The sequence below is a fragment of the Streptomyces sp. NPDC001027 genome, from assembly GCF_040299045.1.
Taxonomy (GTDB): domain Bacteria; phylum Actinomycetota; class Actinomycetes; order Streptomycetales; family Streptomycetaceae; genus Streptomyces.
The window spans coordinates 1-4,508 of sequence record NZ_JBEPBI010000409.1 but is presented as its reverse complement, the minus strand read 5'-3'; the positions used below and the strand labels follow the sequence as shown (position 1 = coordinate 4,508).

General features: G+C 73.4%; 5 protein-coding genes. 2 read left to right on the top strand and 3 right to left on the bottom strand.

What is annotated here, in order from left to right; all coding sequences use genetic code 11:
• Positions 1-44: 44 nt before the first annotated feature.
• From ABT300_RS41735 to ABT300_RS41725, 3 genes are all read right to left on the bottom strand, one after another.
• Positions 45-272: a DUF3107 domain-containing protein gene (locus ABT300_RS41735; protein ID WP_020130831.1), complete on the bottom strand. Its 228-nt coding sequence runs from the start codon at positions 270-272 to the stop codon at positions 45-47.
• 143 nt (positions 273-415) lie between these two features.
• On the bottom strand, positions 416-1,057 hold the full coding sequence (locus ABT300_RS41730) for a TetR/AcrR family transcriptional regulator (protein ID WP_107442030.1): 642 nt from the start codon (positions 1,055-1,057) through the stop codon (positions 416-418).
• Between the two features lie 181 nt (positions 1,058-1,238).
• Entirely contained in the window at positions 1,239-1,457 is a 219-nt protein-coding gene (locus tag ABT300_RS41725; RefSeq protein WP_351687752.1) for a hypothetical protein, read from the bottom strand.
• Positions 1,458-1,743: 286 nt separating this feature from the next.
• Between ABT300_RS41725 and ABT300_RS41720 the strand changes: the two genes are divergently transcribed.
• Together ABT300_RS41720 and ABT300_RS41715 are read left to right on the top strand one after the other, a co-directional pair.
• A complete protein-coding gene (locus ABT300_RS41720; RefSeq protein WP_351687750.1) occupies positions 1,744-2,721 on the top strand; it encodes an alpha/beta fold hydrolase in 978 nt (325 codons plus the stop codon).
• A 7-nt stretch (positions 2,722-2,728) separates the two neighbouring features.
• Positions 2,729-4,135 (top strand): DUF3152 domain-containing protein, encoded by a 1,407-nt coding sequence (locus ABT300_RS41715; RefSeq protein ID WP_351687747.1) that lies wholly within the window; start codon positions 2,729-2,731, stop codon positions 4,133-4,135.
• Positions 4,136-4,508: the final 373 nt, after the last annotated feature.

The window sequence follows — 4,508 nt, the reverse complement described above, 5'->3', positions numbered from 1 at the left end:
GGCGACCGTGTCGGTCGCCGGGCCCCTCCCGCGGATCGCTGCGCCTACAGTGCGCCGAAGCCCACCTTGCGCGGGGCGGGCTCGCCCAGCTCGACATAGGCCAGACGGTCGGCCGGCACCAGGACCTTGCGGCCGTGCTGGTCCACGAGGCTGAGCAGCTGCGACTTCCCGGCCAGGGCCTCGGCCACCACGCGCTCGACCTCCTCGGGAGTCTGACCGCTCTCCAGAACGATCTCGCGAGGCGCGTGCAGCACGCCGATCTTGACCTCCACGGCTTTGTCCCTCCGACGGTCATGAGATGCGCGGGCGTCCGCGCCGTACGCTGCACACATTAGCCCGGTGAGGGGACGTGCACGGTGCGCCCGTCCACGCCAGGAGCGAACAGCGGGCGGGAACATCTGCCCGCCCCGCCCGCTCAGTGCTGGTCGATGCCGTGCAGCGGGAACCCGGCGATGCCCCGCCAGGCCAGCGAGGCCAGCAGCTGCACCGCCTGGTCGCGCGGCACGCTGCGGTCGCTGTGCAGCCAGGAACGGGCCACGACCTGCGCCAGGCCGCCGAGGCCGGAGGCGAGCAGCATCGACTCGGCCCGGGAGAGACCCGTGTCCTCGGCGATGACCTCGCAGATCGCCTCGGCGCACTCGCCCGTGACCTTGTCGACGCGCTCGCGCACGGCGGGCTCGTTCGTCAGGTCCGACTCGAAGACCAGACGGAAGGCGCCGCCGTCGTCCTCGACGTACGCGAAGTAGGCGTCCATCGTGGCCCGGACGCGCTGCTTGTTGTCGGTCGTCGACGCGAGCGCGCCGCGCACGGCCTGGATCAGCGACTCGCAGTGCTGGTCGAGCAGCGCGAGATACAGATCGAGCTTGCCGGGGAAGTGCTGGTAGAGCACCGGCTTGCTGACGCCGGCCCGCTCGGCGATGTCGTCCATCGCGGCCGCGTGGTAGCCCTGCGCGACGAAGACTTCCTGGGCGGCGCCCAGCAGCTGGTTCCGCCGGGCACGGCGCGGCAGGCGTGTGCCCCGCGGGCGCGCCGCCTCTGTCTGCTCGATGGCTGTCACGCCGCCTCCCTAGGTCGTCCTCTTGCGGTGAGCGCCGCGCCGTCATCGTACTTTTCGGTAACCCCGGTGTGCGCGGTGCGAGCGCAGAATTTCACGGACTGGACGAGGACAGAAGTGGCCGAGATGGTTTTGAAACGGTAGGTTCCGGGCATACTCGGCCCCCGTTCCTGCTCAGCGCCCTTCAGCGGTAGTCGTCCTCGTCGATCGAGACGACGCGCGCCTGTTCGGCGAGGTCGGCCTCGTTGGCACGGGCGGGATCGGCCTCCTCCAAGGAATCGTCGCGCTCCCGTGCGACGTCCGCGTACTGCTCGGCCGTGTCCTCCTCGGGCGCCTCCACGTCGATCTCCCCGAAGTCGTCGTCCTCGCCGAAGGCTTCCGGGTCGGTGGGGTCAACGGTCATGGCGGGCTCCCTTCCTACGAACGCCCCTGCCAACTGCGGGGGCCACCAGCGGGTGCCCTCGATACGAGCCTAGGAGACACCCGTTTCGGACGCTATGCGATCGGTGTGCGGAGTGCCCCCGATTCCCGCAGGTATGACCCCTGAGGGGAGATCTGCCCGGCCCCGGACCGGGGCCCGGACGCCACGGCTCGCACAGGGCGCGTGGACCGCCCCATCGGGCACACCTCCCACGCGTGTGACGGCGAACACACAAGACCGCGCGTGATCGTCTCGTAACATTGCCCGCATGTCTTCGACCGAGCTTCCCTCCGTGCCGCCCACCAGCGTGCTGCCGAAGGCGGCCGCAGTACGGGTCGCGGAGGGCGAGCGGCTGCGGTCCGTGAGGCTGCCCGGCGTCACGTTGACGGTCCGCTCGCGGCCCCCCGCGCGCGCGGGGCTGCAGCCGGCGCTGTACGTGCACGGTCTCGGCGGCTCCTCGCAGAACTGGTCCGCGCTGATGGCCGCGCTCGACGGGGTGGTGGCCAGCGAGGCCGTCGACCTCCCCGGCTTCGGCGACTCCCCGCCACCGGACGACGGCGACTACTCCATCACGGCACACGCGCGTGCCGTGATCCGCTACCTCGACGCGGCCGAGCTCGGCCCCGTCCACCTCCTCGGCAACTCCCTCGGCGGCGCGGTGGCCACGCGGGTCGCCGCGGTCCGCCCGGACCTGGTGCGCACCCTGACGCTGGTCTCGCCGGCGCTCCCGGAGATCCGGGTGCAGCGCACCGCCGTCCCCACGGGTCTGGTCGGCCTGCCCGGCGTGGCGGCGCTCTTCAGCCGGCTCACCCGTGAGTGGACGGCCGAGCAGCGCGTCCGCGGCGTCATGGGCCTCTGCTACGGCGATCCCGGCCGGGTCAGCCCGGAGGCGTTCCGCGACGCGGTGCAGGAGCTGGAACGGCGGCTGCAACTGCCGTACTTCTGGGACGCGTTGACGCGCTCCACGCGCGGGCTGCTGAGCGCCTACACGCTGGGCGGGCAGCACGGGCTGTGGCGTCAGGCCGAGCGGGTCCTGGCTCCCACGCTCCTCGTCTACGGCGGCCGCGACCAGCTCGTCGGCTACCGCATGGCCCAGCGCTCCGCCCGCGCCTTCCGCGGCTCCCGGCTGCTGACGCTGCCGGACGCCGGGCACGTGGCGATGATGGAGTACCCCGAGACGGTGGCGAGAGCCTTCCGGGAACTCCTCGCCGACACCACGGCGCCGACCGAGATCCAGGGGGGCTGAGGCCGACGTGGGACGTCACAGCCGGCGTGGACCCGCGCCCAAGCGCGCGGGGGACGGCACGCCGCGGGGCGCGTCACAGGGGACCCCTCAGGGGAGTCCCGCAGGACCGGCGCGGACGGACGCCCACGGCGGCCGCGTCCAGGCCCCGCCCCTCAGCCCTGACAGCACCCCCGGATACGGTGTGCCCCGCTTCGTCGACGGGACGCCCGCCCACGGGTTCCCGCAGGTCCGCGGCGGTCACCCCGAGCAGCGTGAGACCGGAGGCGGCTGGGGGGACTTGAGAGCGCGCCAGCCGGGTACCGGGCAGCCCGTGATACCGCGTCAGCGACCCGTCCCCCCGAGCGGCCCGGGCCAGGGCCCCCGTCCTTCCGGTCACGGAGTGCGCCAGGGGCCGCGGCAGGACTACCTCGACGCCTTCGTCGGCGACGACGAAGACGACGTCTTCACGCGCGCGAGACCGACGTACGCGTCGCCGCGCCGCCGCGAGCGCGGCCCGCACGCCCTCGCGTCCGACGTGGACGCCGTCTCCCGCGAGAGCGCCCCGGTCGCCGCCGGCCGGGGCGGCGGCGCGCCGACCGCCGACGAGTCCGCGTCCGCAGCCAGGGGCGGCAAGGGGCGGGCGTTCACCGGCATCGCGGCCGCCGCCGTCACCACGGTGCTGGCCGTCGTGGTGGCCGGACAGGTCACCGACGGGCGGGACGACCAGGCCGTCCGGTCCCAGTCCGCGACCGAGCGGGCCGAACGGGGCTCCGCCGACGACGCCACGCGCGGGGACGACCGGCCGAGCCCCTCGGTGTCGCCCGGCGTCGTCCCGCTGACGTACACGCAGAAGATGTCCGCGAAGTACCCCCTGGCCGCCGGGCTCAAGGGGTCGGGGAAGTTCGACGCGATCGCGGGCGTCGCCAAGGCGCCCGGCAAGGGGCGGAAGTACACCTACCGCGTCGACGTCGAGCAGGGCCTCGGGCTCGACGGCGAACTGTTCGCCCAGGCTGTGCAGAAGACGCTCAACGACGAACGCAGCTGGGCCCACGGCGGCGCCCGCACCTTCGAGCGGATCCACTCGGGCAAGCCCGACTTCGTCATCACGCTCGCCAGCCCCGGCACCACCGCCGAGTGGTGCGCCAAGTCGGGTCTGGACACCACCGAGGACAACGTCTCCTGCGACTCGGCCGCCACCGAGCGCGTGATGATCAACGCCTACCGGTGGGCGCAGGGATCGTCGACCTTCGGCGACGCGATGTACGCCTACCGGCAGATGCTCATCAACCACGAGGTCGGCCACCGGCTCGGCTTCGGCCATGTCACCTGCGACAAGGACGGCGAGCTCGCGCCCGTCATGCAGCAGCAGACGAAGTTCCTCGACCACGACGGGATCCACTGCAAGCCCAACGCCTGGGCCTTTCCCGGGAGTTGACGCGGGGCGACGGAGTCGCACCGACATGCCCGGAATGTTCGGGGCGACCGTGTCCCGGGCGGATGTGTCCGGGGCGTCCGGTCTGGCCGAGTCCCGGGCGACCCCGCCCCGGACGACCGTGTCCCGGGCGGCCGTGTCCGAATCGGCGCGGTCCCCGAGCGAGCGCGGTCCCCCGAGCGGGCGCGGTCCCCGAACGTGCGGCGTGACGTTGCGCAGTCGGATGATCTCTTAGCGCGACCGAACGCGACCCGCACGGGAAAGTTACGACCGTTCACCCCTTTTGGTGGGGGGGGGGGGGGGGGCCCCCCCCCCCCCCCCCCCCGCGGCGCCCGCGGGAGGCCGACCCGGGCCCCCCCGGCCCCCCCCCCGCCCC

Coding starts and splice junctions, on each gene's coding strand:
- ABT300_RS41720 (WP_351687750.1), top strand. CDS start 1,744: ATGTCTTCGACCGAGCTTCCCTCCGTGCCGCCCACCAGCGTGCTGCCG.
- ABT300_RS41725 (WP_351687752.1), bottom strand. CDS start 1,457: ATGACCGTTGACCCCACCGACCCGGAAGCCTTCGGCGAGGACGACGAC.